A 22312-nucleotide genomic window follows, 5' to 3' on the forward strand; every position below is an offset into this window, starting at 1 on the left:
TTATGGGAAACACTAATACAGATGCGAAAAAAAACAGAATAAATGGCGTAGTTCGTCACATAGCGCTCCTTCTTCTGGACACGGTGTTGGTGCTGATCCTGTGGACTTACGCGGATGCAAATATTCATCACTACACGGCCAAGATGGACGCGGACATTGCTTCGGAGACGCTTCTTAGTACCAGGATTTACGAAAATGGCTTTAGGCAGCCCGATACGTGGGTCGTGTCGACTCATAACTATGTGATCATGGCGCCGAATCTGGCTTCGTTTATTTATCCCATTATCGGAAAAAACATGAATCTTGCCATGGGGCTTGCTATTGTTGTGCTCTTTTTGCTGATGGCGAGGCTTATGTATGTCTATCTAAAAGAGACCGAGTTGTCGCATGTCGGCGTGATCAGCGCAATGATCCTGTCGTTTTCGCTTATGCGAACGAGCGACGACATCCAGCAAATGTTCTTTTTGTACGCGGCGTATTACGTCGTGCATTTCATTACGCTGTTTCTTTTGCTGATACTTTATAACAGGGCAATTGAAAAAGACAAAGTGTCGCTGTGGGTCTTTGGGCTCACGCTTTTGCTGTCGTTCCTTAACGGACTTCAGGGCATGCACGCTGCGCTTTTCTGCTACATGCCGCTCCTTGGAGTTGAGATTGTAAGAAGATTTGTTTCGTTCATAAAAAAAGAAAAGCAGAGTGATTTCAAGATACTTGGATGGCTCTTGTCTACTGCTTTTTTGTCGGTATTTGCGACCAAGATCGTCGGTTCGTATACGCTCGGCGCAAGCCGCAACATCAGGCACGCCGGCGAGAAATTTATCGAATATGTCTGGCCGTTTTTCCTTAATGTCATCAGCTTTGAAAACATGCCTGTGCTCGTTGCTTTGTTCTGCGTGCTCGCGGCGGTCGGTTATTTCTTTGTGATAAAAGAGCTTTTGACGAGCGGAATAGAAAGTTTGGGAGCGCCCGCAAAATCTCCGTACTGGAGCGTTCTTGCGTTTCCGTTCGGAGTTATCGTGTGCATGCTTTCTTCGACGTTCACTACGGCCGAGGCTGCGCCTCGCTACTACGTCATGATCTTGTTTGTGGTCGGCGTCGGAGTAGCGCTGTTTATGCGCGGTTTGAAGAAGATGGTTGAGAAGAGCGGAGGATGTGCGATTGCAAATTATGTCGCACTTGCTGTAGCTGCGCTCGTTGTTGTGTATGGAATGGATAAGGCGTATGTTTTCAACAGGGAGCTTATCGTGAACGATGAGTCCTCGAAAGCTGTGCAAACCGAGGTTGCGCGCTGGATGGAAGATCACGGCTATGAGTACGGCTATTCTACTTTTAATCATGCCAATACCATCACGGTTATGAGTAACAATAAGGTCAAGGTTCGCGCGGTCAATTCTATGGCTGAGCTGCAGGGCGCCAAGTGGCTTTCCGATAAGACTTGGTATCCGCCGACTAAATCAAGCGAAGGACCGACTTGCTACATTGTCAGCGATTCCAATGATGAGGACTTCGCGGAATTCCTGGCTGCGAAGCAGCCCACAATCATTGAAGAGACTGAGATCGAGGACTATAAGATCTACGTTCTCGACCACGACTACACCGAGTGGGTGGATTGAGCGGAGCCGAGTGCCCTGCGTTGCGGGAGAAGTGAGGTGGCTGCGTAAAGGCGCGACAAGTTTAAAGGCAGCCGGCCAAGCCCGTGCGTTGCGGGAGAAATGAGGCGGCTGCGTAAAGGCGCGACAAGTCATACGGCTGCAAGCCGAGTGCTCTGCGCTGCGGATGTAATTAGGAATCGTGTAAGGGCGCGACAAGTCATATGGCTGCAAGCCGAGTGCTCTGCGCTGCGGATGTAATGAGAAATCGTGTAAGGGCGCGACAAGTTTAATATATGTGGAATTCTTGGGAGTATGTACCGCCTGCGAGAAGGTTTGTGCCTTTTCGGCGGTGCTTTTTTGTTGGGTGAAGGCTAAGACTAGTGAGGGAGCACCGCCTGGAAAGATTTTTTGTCGTGTAGGCGGTGGATCATAGCGGAGGTGCACCGCCTGAGAATGATTTTTGCTGTGTAGGCGGTGGATTATAGAGGAGGCGCACCGCCTGAGAATGATTTTTGCTGCGCAGGCGGTGAATTATTGCGAGGGCGCACCGCCTGAGAAGATTTTTTGTCGTGCAGGCGGTGGATTATTGCGGGGGCGCACCGCCTAGAAAGAAATTTTGCTGTGTAGGCGGTACTTTATGCCGAGTGCTTACGGGGCGAGAAGAGAATTGTGCTGTGCACCCGTAAAACTTGCCTGTGACTTACGGGGTGAATAGGGGGGTGCGTCAAACACCCTGTAATTACTGCCTGGAACTTACGGGTGTAGAAGAGAATTGCACTATGCATCCGTAAATAGTGCCGAAAGTTTACGGGTGGAAATGAAGTCTTCACTCCCGCGCCCGTAAGCAAGCCCTCGCGACGTTGTGCAACACCTGTTGTGTGATAATTTTGTGAAGGGCTTGTCTATTCAGTACACTGATGATACAATCACAATATATAGTGTATTACTAGGACTAATACAGTGATATTATTCACGACAAAAACACTGATTTCAAGCCGCTTTTGTAATAGCACTGTGTGAAATGAGGAGAATATGTTTCGTCTATATATGGCGAGCAGGGTTAGGTAGAGAGTATGAAAAAGAAGAAGTTTGGGTTATTCGCCGGTAAAAAATCCGGTGCAAGGCGTAGAGAGAAAGTAACCAAGTTCAAGGATTACAGAGACTCATATTACGAAAATGATGATTTTGATGAAGACTTTGAAGACGACTATGACAGTGACGACTACGACAGAGACTACGCTGAAGATGATGGTTACTACCGCGATGACTATGATGATGTAGATCGCGATTATGAAGATGACGCTCGTTATGATGACGACCGCTATGACGATGACGAAGATGGTGATTATCGTGACGACACAGATGCTGACTATCGCGACGATGATGATGCAGATTACCGCGATGATGAGCGCTATTCAGACGAGGATGACGAGAATTACTCGGATGAAGATGTAGAGGAAGAGCGTTACGAGGACGATGCAGATTCCGAAGACGAACGTTATTCTGATGATGAAGACTATCGCGATGAAGATGATAGATATGCGGATGAAGACGACACTCGCTACGAAGACGACGCTCGCTACGACGAGGAAGGCGAGAACTACGACGAAGCTCGCTACGCCGATGAAGAAGGCGATCGCTACGAAGATGATGTGGATTATCGCGATGAAGATGATAGATATGCGGACGAAGACGACACTCGCTACGACGAGGAAGACGATCGCTACGCCGATGAGGAAGAAGACCGTTACGCCGACGACGTAGATTATCGCGAGGACGCCCGCTACGCCGACGAAGAAGAGAACTACGCTGACGAAGAAGACGAGAACTACGACGACGAAGATTACCGCGATGATTATTATGAAGACGACTATGATTATGAAAGGTATGACGACGATGATCGTTATGCCTCTGCTTCTGCGCGCAGAAATAAGGGCGGCGCATTTGCAGGCAAATCTTCCAAGAGCAAGAGGCTAAAGAGCTCCAAGAAATCAGCGAAGAATTCCCGCAAAAATTCAAAGAAAAACAAGAAAAACAGAGACGACAACGACAATATTTTTGCTCGTTTCCTCACGTTTGTTAAAGGCACAAGTGCTGTTGAAAGAACCGCTGCAGCTGTCGGAATTGTTATTTTGGCAGGTGTTATCGTGACTGTGTCTTTCTTTAGCACCGCATTGGATAGAAATAAAGAGTTAAACTCTTTTGCCGACGTGGGATCTAACATGGACGATACACAGGTTATCGGTCAGAGCGGACTTATCGCGGTTGCCGATGCCGAGAAAGCAAGAAGTCTCACGGCCGAGATGGTTGATGAAGAGGATGATGACGAGGCAGCAGAACCTGAAACGGAAAGTGCCAAGATCAACATGAGTCTTACCACGATCAAGAGCGACATGAAGATCAAGTTCTTTAACGCCAAAACCAACAAGCTTGTTGCAAGCGTTCCGTTTAAGGTTGACGTTGTGACTCCCGACGGCTCCAAGACAACATTTGAGGACGACGACAAGGACGGAATCATTTATAAAAAAGAGCTCAAGGCGGGCAAGTACACGGTTACTCCCGTTGCGCTCACAGACGAGTATTCTGAATACGAGCTGGATACTTCGTCAAAGACTCTTACCGTAAAAGACACTGTGGAAATGAAGGCTGTCGATGTCAGCAACGAGATCAAAAAAGAGTCTCAGGTCAATGCCGCAAAAGAGGACACAGCTGTTCAGACTCAGGTCGAGTCCGTGTTAAAAGACACAGTTGAGTGGGTAGAGAGCACAAAGACTCCCATCGGCGACGGCGAAGGTGACGGCGGCGACTATACCTACGAAGAGATAGATAATAATAGCATCAAGAATCCTATCGCATTTAGCAGAAATTTTGCGCCGGGTACATTTGTAAAAACAGCGTTGTTTACAGCAGATAATTCCACATTAGAGAATTCAAACGGTGAAAAGGCTTCTGATTCAGCAAGCAATTCTTCCACAGTAAAGCCTGAGACTGACGATGATAATGGTGAAAATAGTGGAGATACGCCAAGTACAGGAAATCAAGGTGGAGATAACAACCAAACAGCGAATCCTGGAAACCAGCAACAGAATTCAGGCGACAATACAAGTAGCGGATCAGGCGACAATACAAGTAGCGGATCAAGCAACAATAACGGATCACAGAATCAAAACGGTGGTCAGGAACAGACACCTCAACCACCAAAAGAGAAAAAGATGGATTTTAATAACCATTCGCTGGGTGCATCTATTGAGATTGAAGTCGATCAGAAATCTTTTGCTATTCTTCCCGAAGACGCAGATACTCACCAACAGATTTCCGGTGTTTCATTTAGTGTGGAAAAAACAAATGTGGCAAAGGTTGTTGACGGTAATAAAATTCAAGGTGTTAGTGCCGGAAATACAAAAGTTACTTTGAGTAAAGATGGATATAATTCTATTTCTATACCTATCACTGTAAAAGATAAGCCTCAGCCTAAAGAGTTTTGGATTGAACCGGCCAATGTTGTTTTGACAGTAGGTGATAAGAAGCCTGTTTATGTAAAAGATAAGTCAGGAACTCTTATCTCCGGCGGAGTAACGTTCTCGCCTGACAAGCCTGATGTTGCTAAGATTGATGAAAGTAAAAATATTGTTGCTTTGAAAAAAGGACAATCAATAATAACAGTTACCTGTAACGGTTATAATCCAGGCAAGATTGTTGTAGAAGTAAATGATGCCGCTCCAAAGAAGATGAAGCTTAACATTGAAGATGGTATCAAGCTTAAAGTCAACAGCGTGACAAATTCGATTACAGCCGTTGATGAATCTGATGGAAAGACAAAGGTTAATATCAAATCTATCACTGTAAGAAACGAAGATAAGAATGTACTTGAGATTGTTGACGGAAATAAAGTCAAAGTTAAGGCAAAGGGATCAGGAGTAGCTTATGTTAATGTCGCAGCTGATGGATACGAGACTAAAACTCTCAAAATCAATATAGAAGGCACCGGCGGAAAGATACCGCTCAAGATCAGTAAGATGACATTGATGGAAGGCAAGAAGGTTTCGCCTGCGGCTTCTGAGCTTGTAAAGGATGACAATATAAAGAAGATCAAGCTTACTTCAGATAATCCGAATGTTGCCAAGATTGAAGGAGATTCATCAATTGTTCCTGTGGCAAAGGGTGAGGCCAATATTACAGTAACAGCGGACGGATATGAGCCTTCCGATAAGATTAAGGTTACTGTTCTTGCGAAGAAAGATCCTCTTACGGACAAAGACGGAAATCCTCTGTACATGAAGAATTCCGATGGCAAGTTTGTAGAAGCAACTCTTGCGGATTACGATCCGAACAAGAAGTTCTATACAAGAAAGAACGGCAAGCAGGAGTACAAGTACACCGGTTGGCAGACGATTGACGGAAAGACATATTTCTTCAAGAAGGATCATGAGTACGTTACGGGTGAGCAGGTAATTCAGGGTGCGAAGTATACGTTCGGCGCTGACGGTGTTCTTTCGAGCGGATCGGGATCGAGAGGAATTGATGTTAGTAAGTGGAACGGATCAATCGATTGGAAGAAAGTTAAGAACGAAGGAATCGATTTTGCTATAATAAGATGTGGATACAGAGGTTCATCTGCGGGTGCGCTTATTGAGGATCCTACTTTCAGGGCCAACATGAAGGGCGCGCAGGCAGCAGGGATCAAGGTTGGAGTGTACTTCTTCACGCAGGCTGTCAACGAGGTTGAGGCGGTTGAGGAAGCATCAATGGTTATCAACCTTTGCAAGGGATACGGATTGTCATATCCCGTATATCTTGACGTTGAGGGCTCTAACGGACGAGGTGACGGAATCAGTGCAGCTCAGCGTACCGCCAACATAAAGGCGTTCTGCGGAACAATTCAGAACGCGGGCTACAAGGCAGGTGTATACGCCAACAAGACTTGGTTTACAAGTAAGATCAACACAAGTCAGCTTACAAATTACAAGATCTGGCTTGCACAGTATGCGGCAAGTCCGACTTACAACGCCACAAGATACGACATGTGGCAGTACACATCCAAGGGCAAAGTATCCGGAATTTCAGGAAACGTAGACATGAACACTTGGTACAGGTAATGCGATAAGGGCATTATCGCCCGCAGCTTTGCCGCAAACATAGGTAATGATATGAGTAGAAATTACAGAAACAAAGGATTAGGGTCTTTCCAAACCCTGTCCTTTGTTTTGCCATTTATTTTTTATATGGGATTTGCAGTGATCGACGGGCCGGTTTGGTGCGTCGATTCTCCCAGTTATACAAGCATGGATTTTTCAAGGGAACCGGTTTATCCGCTGTTTCTTTTGATATTCAGAAAGATATTTGAATTATTCGATTGGTCCGGCAAGATGTACGGACTTGATTCATATCTTTTCCCCGTGATCCTCGTTCAGAGCATGCTCTGGGTGTACGTGGTCTATAGATTGGGAAAAGAAGTTTATGAAAAAGCAAGCTCTTTTCTCCCGGAAAATAGAGCTCTGATCCTGGGCTACACCGCGATCGGAACGCAGCTTGCGGTTTCTGCGCTCAACAGATTTATGGCAAACAGAGGCTCGATGTACTCGGAGTGCATCATGACGGAGTCGCTTGCGATGCCGCTTCTTGTGCTGTTTATCATCTATCTGTGGAAGCTTCTTGAAAATTTCAACAACGCCAATCTCAGGAAAACATTTTTACTTGCGGTCCTCAGCGCGAGCATCAGAAAACAGATGCTGATCCTACTCATCGTGTGGGGCGGCACCGCGCTTGTTGTCTATCTTATCGAGATCAAAAGAAACGGACTTCACAAGTTCTTTATCACGGCGCTTATGATAATCGCGGCGTTTGCGTGCATCGGAATTTTCGACAGGACATACAATTTTTTTGTTCGCGGCGAGTTTGCGGAGCACATCGGAAACAGCAAGGGCGGGCTTGATACGGTTCTTTACACAGCGTCCGCCGGGGATAAAGATCTTTTTACCAAGTATGATGACTCCGAGGATTATCCGAATCTTTCGGGGCTCTATGAGGAAATCTACAATACTTTGCAGGAAAAAGAGCTGACGATTGATTACGCGCCCGGCTATGAAAATAAAGAGGAGTCGACGGTCTTTAACAGCGACTGGGCGGCGATGGCTTCGCACTATGCGGACAGCTACGATGTGATCGGCTTTGACATCGTGCAGGTTAAGTGCGATGAATACGTGGCGGAGAATTTCCCCGAGTTGGAAGGAACCAAGGCTCAGTTAAAAGAAAATGCGGTAGAGGGAGTCCTTTTTAAGACTCTTTTGAAAAAAGACATTGATGATGTTTTTCATAAAAAAGGCGCGGCGGCAAAGTATGTGTTTTTTGCAAATGTTCTGAAGGCCTTTGTTATCTCGGCTGCGAATATGAGACCGCAGGTGCTTATAAAAACTTCGTTTTTGATCTATTTCTTTTATCTGGCAATATTTGTTATGGCGGCGATCAAGTCGGCAAGGGGTGATGGCATAAATGTGACGAACGGCCGAAGAAGTTTCTTGCTTTTATCGTTTATAACTTTGGCGGCGGTCGCTGTAAACTGCGTGGTTACGGGCTCTATGATATTCCCACAACCAAGATATATGTGTTACACAATGGGGCTCTTCTACTTGACACTGACTTGTGGTATACTGTGCTAGTGTAATTGTCAAAATTATGCTTTCACGGCAGTTACATAGTAATATTATCTTTTTTTGAAAGGACAATAAGAAGGAAAAGAAAATGAGAACTTATCTTGTGACAGGAGGAGCCGGATTCATCGGTTCTAACTACATCCATTACATGTTTAAGAAGTATGACAACGACATCCGCATCATCAACGTGGATGTACTTACATATGCGGGTAATCTCGAGAATCTCAGAGATGTTGAGAATCGCGACAACTACACATTCGTAAGAGCTGACATCACAGACAGAGAGGCGATCGACAAGATCTTTGCAGAGAACGATATCGACAGAGTTGTTCATTTCGCTGCAGAGAGCCACGTTGACAGATCTATCGTTAATCCCGAGATCTTCGTTCAGACCAACGTTCTTGGTACAGCTACAATGCTCAACGCTGCCAAGAAGGCTTGGGAGCTTCCCGACGGATCATTCAAGGAGGGAAAGAAGTTCCTTCATGTTTCAACCGATGAGGTTTACGGAACACTTGATGACGATCCGAATGCTTATTTCTATGAGACAACTCCTTACGATCCTCACAGCCCTTACTCAGCAAGTAAGGCAGGATCTGACATGCTTGTTAAGGCATATATGGACACATACAAGTTCCCTGCAAATATCACAAACTGCTCAAACAACTACGGACCTTATCAGTTCCCTGAGAAGCTTATTCCTCTTGTTATCAACAACGCACTCGCAGGAAAAGATCTTCCCGTATACGGCGACGGTAAGAACGTTCGTGACTGGCTCTATGTTGAGGATCACGCCAAGGCTATCGACATGGTTCAGGAACAGGGCAGACTTTTCGAGACATACAATGTCGGCGGACATAATGAGAAGCAGAACATCGAGATCGTTAAGACAATCATCGACGTTCTCAAGGAAGAGCTTGACGATTCAGATCCCAGAAAGGCACACCTTTCTTACGACCTTATCAAGTACGTAACAGACAGAAAGGGCCATGACAGAAGATATGCGATCGCGCCCGACAAGATCAAGAGCGAGATCGGCTGGGAGCCTGAGACAATGTTCAAGGAAGGCATCAGAAAGACGATCAAGTGGTACTTCGAGAACCATGAGTGGATGGAGCACGTTACAAGCGGCGACTACGAGAAGTATTATACAAAAATGTATAGCAATAGATAATGTATGAATTGCGGTGACGCAGTGATGCGCCAACTGTAGAATTATAGGAGATTACACAAATGAAGGGTATTATATTGGCGGGTGGCTCAGGAACTAGGCTTTACCCCCTTACAAGAGCGATTTCCAAGCAGATCATGCCTGTCTATGACAAGCCTATGATCTACTATCCTCTTTCAACACTTATGCTTGCAGGTATCAGAGATGTGCTTATCATCTCAACACCCAGAGATCTTCCTATCTTTGAGGATCTTTTCGGAACCGGCGAGCAGCTTGGCATGCACTTTGAGTATGCGGTTCAGGATCAGCCAAGAGGCCTTGCCGATGCGTTTATTATCGGTGAGAAGTTCATAGGAAGTGATTCGGTTGCACTTGTTCTTGGCGACAATATCTTCTACGGACAGAGCTTTAGTAAGCTCCTTAGAGATGTTGCTTCAAGAGATAAGGGCGCAACAATCTTTGGTTACTATGTTCGTGATCCCAGAGAGTATGGTGTTGTTGAGTTTGATGAGAACGGAAAGGCTATCAGTATCGAGGAGAAGCCCGAGAATCCCAAGAGCAACTACGCGGTACCCGGACTTTATTTCTATGATAACGATGTTGTTGAGATAGCCAAGAACGTTAAGCCTTCAGCTCGCGGTGAGATTGAGATCACAAGTATCAACAACGAGTACCTCAGAAGAGGAACACTTCACGTTGAGACAATGGGACGCGGCTTTGCATGGCTTGATACAGGTAATCACGATGCTCTTCTTGACGCGGCAGATTTCGTGTGCGCATTCCAGAAGAGACAGGGACTTTACGTATCATGTATCGAAGAGATCGCGTATAAGCGCGGATTTATAGATAAGGAGCAGCTTCTTAAGCTTGCCGAACCACTCATGAAGACCGATTACGGTAAGTATTTGGTTGAAGTTGCTAACGGGCTGTGAGCTGTGAGCACTTGACGACGTATTTTGGAGTCTAGTGCGAACGTCTTCCGGCGAGCGAAGCGAGAGCGGAAGTTCCTTGTAAAAAAGAGGGGAAAGGGCAGTGGATAAACGCGTATTCACCATGGCAATTCTTACGATCATCAGCGCCTTTATTTTGGTGCTCGTGATTGTATATGCCACCAATGCGGATAAGATAAGTGAACTCACGGGTAAAGGAAACAGTAACGAGGCAGATACTGCCGCGTCTTACGTGTCCGTTACCGGGATGATCGAGGGTGATCAGATAGGTGATAATCTTGACGCCTTCGTTTATGATGAGGATTTTTTTGACGAGAACGACAAGATTCCCGCTATCGTCGTGATAAAAGAAAACGAGTCCGACGCCGCAAACAGTGCGTCTTCCGGAGCTTCCGACGAAACGGACGGATCCGAAGACAAAAAGAGAGTTGGCATGGGAAAGGTATCAAGCGGTGAGCTTGAAAATCCCAATCCTATAGATGAAGATGAGCTTCCTTTGACAGGAAGTACACTTCCTCCCGTTGAGGGAACACCCGTTGGAACTGCAGTGGGTAATTGAGAAAATCGGGTAACCGGTAGAATTCGGAGAACGCAGCTGCTATGCGGCGTGAACCGATCAAATAAATAACATATCAATCGGAGATGTAAAAATGGGCAAGATAACAGTAGAGACATGCGAAATTGAAGGACTGAAGGTGATCACTCCACAGGTTTTCGGAGATGCCAGAGGTTATTTTGTAGAGACCTACAACAAGAATGATTTTGTAGAAGCAGGAATTGATGTTGAATTTGTTCAGGACAATCAGTCGGCTAGCAAGCAGGGAGTATTAAGAGGGCTTCACTTCCAGAAGGAGTTCCCTCAGGATAAGCTTGTGCGCTGCATCAACGGAGAAGTATTCGATGTGGCCGTTGACCTTCGAAAGGGTTCTAAGACTTTCGGTAAGTGGTTTGGAGTTACATTATCTGCCGAGAACAAAAAACAGTTCTTTATTCCCAAGGGTTTTGCCCATGGATTTTATGTTTTATCGGAATATGCCGAGTTTGCTTATAAGTGCTCGGATTTTTATCATCCTAATGACGAGGGTGGACTTATTTGGAACGATCCCGATATTGGAGTAGAGTGGCCTCTTATCGATGGCGTAGAACTCAATCTTTCCGACAAGGACACTAAGTGGGGAGGAATTAAGGAATATTGAATAAGGGATTAAATCTTAGAAAGCCCCCCAAGAAATTCTTCTTGGGCGTTTTCTATGTAATGGCGGTTATATTCATGCTGTTACTGGTAATGCACAAAAATCCTCTTGCAGACCAACACTCAGAGCACCTTAAAAAGATATGCGGATGTCTTTTACTTACGGTGGGCTGTATACTGGTCTCATTTTGGTATGATAAATTGACCGTTCTTCCCATCGAGCTTTGGCACAACAGAAAGCTCATCTGGAGACTTTCAGTAAATGATTTTAAGAAAAGATATGCAGGCTCTGTTATGGGTGCTGTCTGGGCTATGGTACAGCCTGTTGTTACGGTCATCCTGTACTGGGTAGTTTTCACAAAGCTCTTTCCTGCACGAGCAGCAATGGCAGGTGAAGTAGAGGTTGATTATGTCCTTTTTCTAACTGCAGGTCTTGTGCCCTGGTTTTTCTTTGTAGAAGCTCTTACCAACGGAACCACGGCGCTTTTAGAGTACAATTATCTTGTAAAAAAAGTTCTTTTTAAGATCAGTATATTGCCTCTTATTAAGATAATTGCGGCAATGTTTATTCATTTCTTTTTCATAGGCGTTCTTCTTGTTATGGCCTGGTTTATGGGGTATCCACCAAGTATTTATTGGATTCAGCTTATTTATTACATCGGCTGTGAGTTTATACTTGTGTTGTCCATCAGCTATGCAACCTGCGCGCTTGTAGTTTTCTTCAGAGATCTCCTTCAGATAATAAACATCGGAATACAGCTGCTTCAGTGGTATACACCTATTTTGTGGAGTTTTTCTGATGTTATAGCACGTGCCACAAAATATCTTACAGAGGAAGGGTGGGATATAGAGAGTATCAGAAGATGCGAAGAACTTATTAAGGTGTTTATCAAGATAAACCCTATGGCTTATATTGTGGATGGCTACAGGAATTCGATCTACGGCCAATCATGGTTCTTTGAACACTTCTATTCATCCACATATTTCTGGATGTGTGTTGTCGTTCTTTTCTGCATAGGAACGCTTTTGTTTAAGCGACTTAAGCCGCATTTTGCGGATGTGCTTTAATAAGCCGCGGCGCCCACAGTGGCGTGGCATGGAGATTTGTACATGAACAAAGACATTGCTATCGAGGTAAAAAACCTCACTAAATCATATAAGCTCTACGACAAGCCGATGGACAGGATCAAGGATTCACTCGGACTTGCCAAGAAAAAGAAGTTCAAGGAAAAGCTTGCCCTGAACAATGTAAGTCTATCGGTCAAAAAGGGCGAGACTGTCGGAATTATTGGAACCAACGGTTCGGGTAAGTCGACAATCCTTAAGATCATCACAGGTGTCCTTACACCGACATCGGGCGAAGTCAACGTAGACGGCCATATCTCAGCTCTTTTGGAACTGGGCGCAGGCTTTAACATGGAATACAACGGAATAGACAACATCTACCTAAACGGTATGATGATCGGTTTTTCCGAAGAAGAAATAGAAAAAAGAATGGATGCGATCCTTGAATTCGCAGACATCGGAGATTACGTATATCAGCCGGTCAAGACTTATTCAAGCGGTATGTTTGTAAGACTTGCTTTTGCTGTTGCGATAAACATCGATCCCGAGATCCTGATTGTCGATGAGGCGCTTTCTGTAGGAGACGTGTTCTTCCAGGCTAAGTGCTATCACAAGTTTGAGGAGTTTAAGAAGCAGGGAAAGACAATTCTCTTCGTGTCACATGATCTTTCAAGTATCAGTAAGTATTGTGACAGAGCGGTTCTTCTTAACCAGGGCGTGCTCCTTGGAGAGGGAACTCCGAAGAAGATGATCGACATCTACAAGCAGGTTCTTGTAGGACAGTATCCGCTTCCGAGCGGTGACGAGGGCAATCTTCTCGATGACGAAGATATCCGAAATGCCGCAGCGAAGGCAGACGAGAGAGCGGATTCCAAGGTTAAGGGTTCAGGTAAGAACTCCAAGAATGCCGCAGCCAAAAACGCAGCTTCAAATGCTCAGTCATCTCAGCCGGGCTCAGGCAAAGCCTCGGCCTCAAATGCACCCGCCACGCAGGCAGGCGCAAATCCCGACACTCTTGAGTACGGTGACGGAGCTGCTACGATCACGGATTATTACGTGACCGATTCAAACGGTGTGCAGTCCAATTCAATCGTAAAGGGTACGGACTTCACAGTGCACATGAAGGTCAGCTTCAAGGAGGATGTTGCGGCGCCCATCTTTGCTCTTACTTTCAAGAATATAATGGGTATCGAGATCACAGGTACCAATTCAATGGTGGAGAAATCATTCCTTGATCCCGTCAAGAAGGGCGACGTTAAAGAAATCTCTTTTACCCAGAATATGAGCCTCCAGGGCGGCGAGTACCTTCTAAGCTTTGGTGTTACGGGCTTTGAACAGAATGATTTTACCGTATATCACAGGTTATATGATGCACTAAATATCACGGTAGTTTCCGACAAGAACACGGTAGGCTACTATGACATGAACACAACATGTAAGGTGAAAGACGCAGATGCAGGAACAGATTAAGATCGGAAGCGTTACGCTGAACTTCAAACATTACTCAGGGGTTGATCTTTATAGCGACGGTGCTATAGAGAACGACCTTCTTGAGATTGTAAAAAATCATACAAAAGACGAGTATCAGAAGATAATCGAGGAGCGCGCAAGCTGGCCTATTCTCTATCATCTTTCGGATCAGAGAGCGAACATCGTAGAGTGGATCCCGATGAGCAAGGACGCCAAGGTTCTTGAAGTTGGTTCGGGCTGCGGCGCCATCACAGGCATGCTTTCAAGCAAGGCGGGACAGGTCGTATCCTGCGATCTTTCTAGAAGAAGATCCGAGATCAATGCGACAAGAAACAAGGACTGCGACAACGTTACAATCCATGTCGGCAATTTCCGCGACATTGAGCCCGATCTTGATAAGGATTTTGACTTTATCTTTTTGATCGGTGTGTTTGAGTACGGACAGGGCTACATCGGCACCGAGAACCCTTATGAGAAGTTTCTTTTGATGCTTAAAAGACATCTCAAAAAAGACGGACGTATAGTTATTGCTATCGAGAATCGCCTCGGACTTAAGTATTTTGCGGGATGTACAGAGGATCACCTCGGAACGTACTTTTCCGGAATCGAAGGCTATACTGCGGACAGTGTAGCCAAGACCTTCACAAGAGGCGGTCTTATCAATATATTCAAAAGATGCAGGATAAACGATTATCATTTCTATTATCCTTATCCCGATTACAAGCTGATGACGCTGCTTCACTCGGATTCGTATCTTCCGAAGTTCGGAGAGCTTCAGGACAACGTTAGAAATTTCGACAGAGACAGGCTTGTTTTGTTCAATGAGAAGCACGCTTACGAGGATCTTGTTAAAGACGGCTTGTATCCTGAGTTTGCAAACTCTTTTGAAGTAATAATCGGACCCGGATTTGACACCATCTACAGTAAGTACAGCAACGACAGGGTGGATGAATTCAAGATCCGTACAGATATTGCAATTGGCAGAAACGGCAGGAAGGTCATCAAGAAGTTTCCTCTTACAGAGGCTGCAAGAGAGCATGTTTACAGTATCAGAGATGCTTATGCGGGCCTTAGAGAGAAGTATCACGGCGGAGATCTTGAGATCAATGACTGTCAGATAGATGAGAATGAAGGCTGTGCCATATTTTCTTTTGTCAACGGAGTACCTCTTGCTTCCGTTCTTGATGAGTGTATTGATAAGGATGATATGGAGGGCTTTAATGCTCTTATCGCCGAGTACGTTAAGAGGATCAGGCACAATGAGGATTATCCTGTATCCGACTACGACCTTATTTTCAGCAATATTATGGTTAACGGTCCTATCTGGACTATAATAGATTATGAGTGGACTTACGGTAAGTGTATTCCTGTCAAAGAGCAGGTGTGGAGAGCACTTTACTGCTACAGACTTGAGGATAGAAAGAGAGAGAAGTTCGATCCAAAGCCTATTTACAAAAAGCTTGGTCTTTCTGAGAAAGAGATGAAGGTGCTCCTTGAAGAGGAGTACGCTTTCCAGAAGTATGTGACCGGCAATCGCAAGTCCATGGTAGAAATTTGGAAAGATATAGGACGCAAGATCATCGTGCCAAAAGAGCTTGCGATGAACCCCGAAGCGGCAAGAGCTGCGGACTGCATACAGATCTATTTGGATGAGGGAGAGGGCTATTCAGAGGATGATTCGATCTTCCCCGAGGAGCAGTATGATGAGAAGAATACCGTTACGCTTACCATAGACGTTCCTTCTTCATGCAAGATGCTGCGTGTGGATCCTGCTTTTTCGCCTTGTCTTGTGACGATACTTGATGCGACTTGGAATGGCAAGTCGGTTGAGGACGGAACGGCTGACATTTCGGTTGAGCCCGGCAACGGCGAGTGGCTGAGCGATGATTCTTTTGTCTTTAATACGGACGATCCGAGTATTGAATTTGATCTTTCAAGCAACAGACTTTCCGTTAAGGAGAACAATGTGCTGGTGCTTAAGCTCTTAACAACGCTTGTTCCGAAGAACGCCGCGGATGCGGTGGTTGCGTCGGTTAAGGCAAATGATGAGGGCAACAAGGAAAAGGTGAGTATCATCCGCAAGATTGGAAGAAAGCTTAAGAATAAGCGCAAGGAACGCCGCGAAGAAGACTATGACTACGAGGATTTAGACGACTATATTGACGAGGAGTAATCCCTGACAGATGCTTAAAGATTTAGTTAAGAACACTCTTATTACTCAGAGGCAAACTAAATACAATAAGGTTTTAAAGGCCAAGTCGTCGGCATATGACAAGTGGCAGAAGGAAGTTGAGAGACAGCCTGTCATAACTGCCGAGGCTCCGGTTTCTTACGAAGAAGGAGAAAACGGTGAACTTATACCGCACAAGCTCCCGGCACCCAAGGTAAAGGTTGTTCCTTACGCCAAGGTATGGGAGATGACGGATGCCAAGAACGATGAGAATGTCGTTTATCTTTTTGTGAGCCCCAAGGGTAAGCTTACAAAGAGAGCTTCCGAGGTGGTTAAACAGTATTTTATCGCTCATCCCGAGCACAATGTTGTTTACGGAGATGAGGATGAACAGGGGGGAGGAGGCAAGTATATTCATCCGTACTTTAAGCCCGACTGGTCACCCGATTCTTATCTCAATGCTTTTTATATCGGCAGCTTTTTTGCCTGCAGAGCGAGTGCGCTTCATGCGGCGACACCCGAGTACGACAACGCGGTCAAGATGCTCGGCGGAACAGCCAATAAAAAGAACTCTCCCGAGCAGGTGGGGCTTGAGGCATCTCTTTTGTCAGCGGATGTGCTTTTCTGCATGCTTGCAATAAGCGAAAGAGCTTTTGCAAAGAGAACGGGAACCGAGCTTCCGATTGGTCATATCAAGGAGATTCTGTATCACAGAAACGCGGGACAGGATGTCTTTTACGGAAGAAGCTTTCATAATTCCAAGCATATGCTGCTTAAGCCCACGACGGTGAGCATCATCATTCCGTCGATGGATCATCCCGAGATCTTCAGGCAATGTCTCAATTCGATCATAGAGACAACGAAAGATGCGGGGATTACCTACGACATCGTTGTTATCGATAACGGAAGCAGCGCGGCCAACAGAGTTAAGTACGGTGTGTATGCTTCAAGAGCAGAGCGAAAAAATGGTCTTACCAAGATCAATTACATATACAAAACTCAGGACTTTAATTTCTCCGCTATGTGCAATCAGGGCGTGAGAAATTCAACCGGAGAGTATCTTCTTTTCCTTAATGACGATATTGAGGCGGTTAAGGACGGATGGCTTACAGAGATGGTTTCACAGGCGCAGCTGCGTCATGTGGGCGCTGTCGGAGCTAAGCTCATTTATCCGGGCACCGATCTTATCCAGCATGCGGGAATAGCGAATGTGCGCCGCGGTCCGGTGCACAAGCTTCAGAAGATGCATGACGGAAAGAGCCATTACTTTGGCTACAACAGAGGCATCCACAATTGCATAGGTGTTACGGCGGCCTGCCTTCTCATCAGCAGAAAGAAATTCCATGATGTGGGCGGTTTCCCCGAGGAGCTTAAGGTTGCCTTTAACGACGTGGATTTTTGCTACAGCATTTTTGAAAAAGGTTATTACAACGTTTGCTGTAATCACATATATCTCTATCACCATGAGTCACTCACAAGAGGTCTTGATAATCTCGATCCCAAGAAGATGGAGAGGCTTGCGGTTGAGGGCGATACGCTGATGAGGCGGCACGCTTATCTCTACAATGTGGATCCTTTCTACAGCCCGCATCTTACCGAGGATGAGACGATATCTGCGATCATCCCGAGAGAGGATTATACGCCTGTTGAGGACATCTCTTATGCGGCTGTTTCGATCCACGACAACGGTATCAAGGGCGCGCATGAAGATCAGTGTCTGAGAGTTGGATGCGAGTACAACGGAACCATGGACAACTGGCTCTACGGCGTGAATGCGACCGGCAACGAGGAGGGCTATTTCCTCAAGGGTTACAGCTTTGTTATCGGTTCGGACAATGCCTTTTATGAAAAGAGATTGCTCCTTCGCCTTGTAGAGAGATTTGAAGACGGAGCGGGACCTGTAGGAAGCAAGGTTTACAGCTTCCCGATATATACCTGGTACAGACCCGACATCAGAGTCAGGCTTCAGGATCAGGAGAATGTCGATCTTACGGGATATAAGCTTAGGATCAAGAAGGGCGATCTTACGCCGGGATTTTATCAGATAGGAATGCTTGCAGTTGATAAGACAGGCAGAAACAAGCTTATCAACTGGGTTCCCAATATTTTACATATTAAGAATTAATGGATTTTGATTATGTCAGAGCAAAAAGATTTTGATTTTAAAGCCGCATACGAGCGGGAAAAATTAAAGAGCGCAGACCTTGCGGAGAGGATTGCGGAGCTTGAGGACAAGAATTCGGAGCTTGAATTTAAGCTTAATCGTATCAAGAACAATCCGATCTGGAAGGCAAGTACGCCAATGCGTAACACTATGCACTGGGTCATCAGACAGCGCGACCGTCTTAGAAATCAGGGATCTCTTCGCGGTGTCATCGCCAAGATCAAGTACAAGCAGATCGAGAAAAAGGCGATGACTCACTACGGAACGGAGAGCTTTCCCGATGAGAACACAAGAAAAGAGCAGGAGAATGCGGTTTTTGCCAACATGACAAAGATCTCTATCCTTGTTCCTTTATACAATACTCCCGAGAAATTTCTTCGCGATATGATAGGGTCTGTGCTTAACCAGACCTATGCAAATTGGCAGCTTTGCCTTGCGGATGGCTCCGATGAAGCGCATATCGAAGAGGTTTCAAGAATAGTTTCGGAGTACATGAAGGATGCACGTGCGCTTGATAAAAACGGTGAGTGCAAGATCTCATACATGAAGCTTGAAAAGAATGAGGGAATCGCGGGCAACACCAATCACTGCCTTGAGCTTGCAACGGGCGAGTACATAGGCCTTTTCGACCACGATGATATTCTTCATCCCGAAGTTCTCTACTGGTATGTGAAGGCTATCAATGAAGAGAATGCTGATTACATCTACTGTGATGAAACAACCTTCAAGGGCGATGACATCAACAAGATGATAACCATGCACTTTAAGCCTGATTATGCTATCGATAATTTAAGAGCCAATAACTATATCTGTCATTTCAGCGTGTTCAAGAGAACGCTGCTTGAAGGAACGGAGCTCTTTAGAACTAAGTTTGACGGAAGCCAGGACCATGACATGATCCTAAGGCTTACCGACAGCGCGCAGCACATCGTGCATATTCCGAAGCTCTTGTATTACTGGAGATCGCACGCTGCTTCCGTTGCGTCGGATATAAGCGCTAAGCCCTATGCAATAGAGGCTGCCAAGGGCGCTGTTGCGGATCACTTAAAGCGCCACGGCTACGATCACTTCAAGATCACGAGCACAAGGGCTTTTGAGACTATATTTAAGATCACTTACGAAGTTAAGGGAACGCCCAAGATCAGCATCGTTATCCCTACCTGCGAGCATGCGGAGGATCTTAGAAGATGCATTGATTCTATTTATGAGAAGTCTGTTTACGACAACTACGAGATCATTGTTGTCGAGAACGGAAGCAAGGCTTCAGAGACTTTGGGCTATTACGAGGAGCTTAGAAACGGCTCGTTAAAAGACATTGTTAAGGTCGTTGATTTCTACGCGGATCCTGCTAATCAGCCTGCTGCGGGAGAAAAGAGATCTTTTAACTATTCAAAGGTTGTAAACTACGGCGTGTCACAATCTACGGGTGACTACATCATCCTTCTTAATAACGACACGCAGGTTATTACCGTAAACTGGATGGAAGAGCTTCTTATGTACGCGCAGAGAAGCGACGTCGGAGCGGTAGGCGGAAAGCTCTATTTCCCTGACAGAAAGATCCAGCACGCGGGAGTGGTTCTTGGGCTCGGAGCTCACAGAACTGCGGGACATTCGCATTACGGTCAGGCAGGAATGAATCTCGGATACATGGGAAGACTGTGCTATGCGCAGGATGTGAGCGCTGTTACGGGCGCCTGCCTCATGGTTTCAAGAGCTAAGTACGACGAGGTCGGCGGCTTCGATGAGTCTTTTGCCGTAAGTCTTAACGACGTGGACTTCTGCCTTAAGCTCAGAGAAAAAGGGTATCTTAACGTATTTACGCCTTTTGCGGAGCTCTTCCACTATGAGTCGCTTTCAAGAGGCCTCGATCTTGAGGGAGAGAACGCCAAGCGTTACGATGCGGAGTCTGATCACTTTAAAGAGAAATGGAAAAAAGTTCTCGAGAAGGGAGATCCGTACTACAACCCGAATTTCTCGCTCGACAGAAGCGATTACAGCTTAAATGTCGAAGGTTATTCGAGTTTGAGAGTGCAGTAAGAGTTTCGTTTAGTGAGGTACTTTCGAACTTAGAATTATGGTATAATTCTTACGATTATACAGAGAGGAGTGTTATTATGAGCACAGCAACAGATCAGCTTAACTACTGGTTAAATGATTCTTACTTTGACGATGCCACCAAAGAGGAGCTTATGGCTATCCGCAATAACGAGGCTGAAGTTGAAGACAGATTTTATAGAGAGCTTGAGTTCGGTACAGGCGGACTTCGCGGAGTTATCGGAGCGGGCACCAACAGAATGAACAAGTACACTGTAAGAAAGGCTACTCAGGGTCTTGCCAACTATATCAAGAAGAACGGCGGCCCCGATGCTTGCAAGAAGGGTGTAGCTATTTCTTTTGACTGCAGAAAGTTTTCTCCCGAGTTTGCGGATGAGACTGCGCTTTGCCTTGCAGCTAACGGCATCAAGGCTTATGTCAGCGATATTCTTCGTCCCACACCCGAACTTTCTTTTGCACTTAGAGAATTCGGATGTATCGCCGGAGTTATGGTTACGGCTTCTCACAATCCGCCTGAGTACAACGGATACAAGGTATACTGGGAGGACGGCGCGCAGGTAACACCTCCTCATGACACAGGAATCATCAAAGAGGTAATGTCTATTACCGATTATCACGAAGTCAAGACAATGTCCAAAGAGGATGCTGTCGCTCAGGGACTCTATGTATCTTTCGGAACAGAGATCGACGATAAGTACATGGTTGAGCTCAAGAAGCAGATCATTCATCAGGACGTTATTGACGAGATGGCTGACAAGTTCACCATCGTATACACTCCTTTCCACGGAACAGGTAATCTTCCCGTAAGACGTGTCCTTAAGGAGCTTGGATTTAAGAACGTATTCGTAGTGCCCGAGCAGGAAGCTCCCGACCCGGATTTCACTACACTTGAGTATCCCAATCCCGAGGATCCCAAGGCATTTAAGCTTGCACTTGAGCTTGCAAAAGAAAAGGATGCGGATATCGTCCTTGCTACAGACCCCGATGCGGATCGTCTCGGAATCTATGCAAAAGACCTTAAGACAGGCGAATATGTTGGATTTACCGGAAACATGTCAGGTATGCTCATCGGTGAGTATATCTTAAGAGAGCGTCAGGCTACAGGCACAATGCCCGCCAACCCTGCGTTCGTGACCACTATCGTTACAACCAATATGGCTAAGAGAGTCGCAGATAAATACGGACTTTACTATACAGAGGTTCTCACAGGCTTTAAGTACATCGGTGAGCAGATCAAGATCTACGAAGAGAACAATCAGTCTCACAACTATGTATTCGGTCTTGAGGAGTCTTACGGATGTCTTGCGGGAACACATGCAAGAGATAAGGACGCCATCGTAGCTGTTATGTGTCTTTGCGAGCTTGCCGCTTTCTACAAGAAGCAGGGTAAGAGCGTATGGGATGCAATGATCGACATGTACGAAGAGTACGGCTATTACAAAGAGGGTCAGTACTCAATCACCATGAAGGGTAAAGAGGGTGCAGGCCAGATCGCAGCTCTTATGGAGAGACTCAGAAACAATCCTCCCAAGGAGTTCGGTTCATTTAAGGTTGAGCAGTTCAGAGATTACAAGACAGGCAAGACTCTTGATATGGCTACAGGAAAAGAGGGAACAACAGGACTTCCCGAGTCCAACGTTCTTTACTTTGCACTTGATAACGATGCTTGGTGCTGCGCAAGACCTTCGGGAACAGAGCCCAAGATCAAGTTCTACATGGGTGTAAAGGGCAAGAACCTTGAAGATGCCGCTAAGCTTGAAGATGAGCTCACAGAGGCTGTAAAAAAGGCGATAGGCTAAGAAATACAGGCTGTGGCTCTCGGGCCACAGCCGA

The 22312-nt window shown here is 45.8% G+C and carries 13 protein-coding genes; all 13 read left to right on the forward strand.

Going from position 1 to position 22312, the window contains the following annotated elements:
* Window positions 1–2 precede the first annotated feature (2 nt).
* The 13 genes from D6853_RS13290 (at window position 3) to D6853_RS13350 (ending at window position 22278) form a co-directional block, all read left to right on the forward strand.
* Window positions 3–1613 carry a hypothetical protein gene (locus D6853_RS13290; protein ID WP_120658500.1) on the forward strand — a complete coding sequence of 537 codons (1611 nt, stop codon included), beginning with the start codon at window positions 3–5 and terminating at the stop codon, window positions 1611–1613.
* Window positions 1614–2665: 1052 nt separating this feature from the next.
* Window positions 2666–6688 carry a glycoside hydrolase family 25 protein gene (locus tag D6853_RS13295; protein ID WP_120658501.1) on the forward strand — a complete coding sequence of 1341 codons (4023 nt, stop codon included), beginning with the start codon at window positions 2666–2668 and terminating at the stop codon, window positions 6686–6688.
* Window positions 6689–6826: 138 nt separating this feature from the next.
* Window positions 6827–8248 (forward strand): hypothetical protein, encoded by a 1422-nt coding sequence (locus D6853_RS13300; protein WP_120658502.1) that lies wholly within the window; start codon window positions 6827–6829, stop codon window positions 8246–8248.
* Between the two features lie 82 nt (window positions 8249–8330).
* Window positions 8331–9416, forward strand: a complete 1086-nt coding sequence (rfbB, locus tag D6853_RS13305) for a dTDP-glucose 4,6-dehydratase (RefSeq protein WP_120658503.1) — start codon at window positions 8331–8333, stop codon at window positions 9414–9416.
* 59 nt (window positions 9417–9475) lie between these two features.
* Window positions 9476–10345, forward strand: coding sequence for a glucose-1-phosphate thymidylyltransferase RfbA (rfbA, locus tag D6853_RS13310; protein WP_120658504.1), 870 nt, complete (start codon window positions 9476–9478; stop codon window positions 10343–10345).
* 100 nt (window positions 10346–10445) lie between these two features.
* Window positions 10446–10922, forward strand: coding sequence for a hypothetical protein (locus D6853_RS13315; protein ID WP_147367767.1), 477 nt, complete (start codon window positions 10446–10448; stop codon window positions 10920–10922).
* A 91-nt stretch (window positions 10923–11013) separates the two neighbouring features.
* Window positions 11014–11559 carry a dTDP-4-dehydrorhamnose 3,5-epimerase gene (gene rfbC, locus D6853_RS13320; protein ID WP_092247883.1) on the forward strand — a complete coding sequence of 182 codons (546 nt, stop codon included), beginning with the start codon at window positions 11014–11016 and terminating at the stop codon, window positions 11557–11559.
* Window positions 11556–12623, forward strand: coding sequence for an ABC transporter permease (locus tag D6853_RS13325; protein ID WP_243108360.1), 1068 nt, complete (start codon window positions 11556–11558; stop codon window positions 12621–12623). The genes rfbC and D6853_RS13325 overlap by 4 nt, the downstream gene beginning before the upstream one ends.
* A 42-nt stretch (window positions 12624–12665) precedes the next feature.
* On the forward strand, window positions 12666–14090 hold the full coding sequence (locus D6853_RS13330) for an ABC transporter ATP-binding protein (protein ID WP_120658506.1): 1425 nt from the start codon (window positions 12666–12668) through the stop codon (window positions 14088–14090).
* Window positions 14074–16263, forward strand: coding sequence for a class I SAM-dependent methyltransferase (locus D6853_RS13335; RefSeq protein ID WP_120658507.1), 2190 nt, complete (start codon window positions 14074–14076; stop codon window positions 16261–16263). The genes D6853_RS13330 and D6853_RS13335 overlap by 17 nt, the downstream gene beginning before the upstream one ends.
* Window positions 16264–16273: 10 nt before the next feature.
* Window positions 16274–18385: a glycosyltransferase family 2 protein gene (locus D6853_RS13340; protein ID WP_120658508.1), complete on the forward strand. Its 2112-nt coding sequence runs from the start codon at window positions 16274–16276 to the stop codon at window positions 18383–18385.
* 12 nt (window positions 18386–18397) lie between these two features.
* Window positions 18398–20461 (forward strand): glycosyltransferase family 2 protein, encoded by a 2064-nt coding sequence (locus tag D6853_RS13345; RefSeq protein ID WP_120658509.1) that lies wholly within the window; start codon window positions 18398–18400, stop codon window positions 20459–20461.
* Window positions 20462–20538: 77 nt separating this feature from the next.
* Window positions 20539–22278 (forward strand): phospho-sugar mutase, encoded by a 1740-nt coding sequence (locus tag D6853_RS13350; protein WP_120658510.1) that lies wholly within the window; start codon window positions 20539–20541, stop codon window positions 22276–22278.
* Window positions 22279–22312 lie beyond the last annotated feature (34 nt).

Origin of the sequence: Butyrivibrio sp. X503, from assembly GCF_003625475.1 — a bacterium.
Taxonomy (GTDB): domain Bacteria; phylum Bacillota; class Clostridia; order Lachnospirales; family Lachnospiraceae; genus Butyrivibrio.